Source organism: Spiroplasma endosymbiont of Megaselia nigra (genome assembly GCF_003987485.1).
Classification (GTDB): Bacteria; Bacillota_I; Bacilli_A; order Mycoplasmatales; family Mycoplasmataceae; genus Spiroplasma.
In genome coordinates this window covers 1-888 of sequence record NZ_RCOO01000301.1, presented here as the reverse complement: position 1 = coordinate 888, position 888 = coordinate 1, and the positions used below count along the sequence as shown (strand labels likewise).

General features: G+C 26.5%; 1 protein-coding gene. It reads right to left on the bottom strand.

Annotation, left to right across the window (positions count from 1 at the left end; translation table 4 throughout):
• Positions 1-242: 242 nt before the first annotated feature.
• A partial coding sequence (locus tag D9R21_RS07790) for a hypothetical protein (RefSeq protein WP_158614007.1) occupies positions 243-888 on the bottom strand: 646 nt, incomplete at its 5' end.

The window sequence follows — 888 nt, the reverse complement described above, 5'->3', positions numbered from 1 at the left end:
AGTTTTCATTCTTTATTAAAAAAAGCAACAATTCATAACAATATTTACTTATCGCATGACGAATATATTAATGATGTTAAAAAATGAAATAAATGATATTCAAGCCGCAAAGAAAAGGATATAATAAATAAAAGTTTATAAACCTTTTTTACTAATACTTACTTTTTGGGGTGCACTCTATTGTGTTCTTTTAAAATGTTTTTAATTCTTTCATTTAAAGGTAAATATGGCGTTACAAATTTTTAATAAAAGACATGGTATTTATCAAAAGGGTTAAAAGTAAATTGATTAGAATATGTTTTATGAAAATATGTTGTTAATGTTATATGTTGTTTTGCTATGTTGTATCATTCTTGAAATGTCCAAGATAATTCTTTTACTGGAATAGGATTATCTAAATTATATTGTTCATTATCATTTTCATCAATGTATTTTTCGTAAGACACTTTTAAACTTTTTGAACGAAACATTGAAACTCTTAAATTATTATATCTTTTATCTAGTTCTTTATAAGTTAAGATTTCTTTTTCTTCAGCATGTATCATTTCGTCAGTTCATGCCGATATAATACAACTGCCTTTACCAACCTTCCCCATAATTTTATTACCATTAGAATAACCTGCAAAAGCAATGCGAACACCACTAGGAAAAACAATTTCTCCACCTTCTTTAACATTTTTAGGTCAAAAAATCCCATTTTCATTGTCGGGTTCCAAATCAACCCCATATTTATCGTATAGATAATTACATACATTAATTGTATCGCCAAATGTAGTATCTTCATGGGTATTGGCATATCTTCGTAAAATATTAGATGAAGAATCGGTAAAATTACAAGCAAAAAATAATTTTTCTGCTAAATGATTTCATGTTTTATTAGTCCCACGC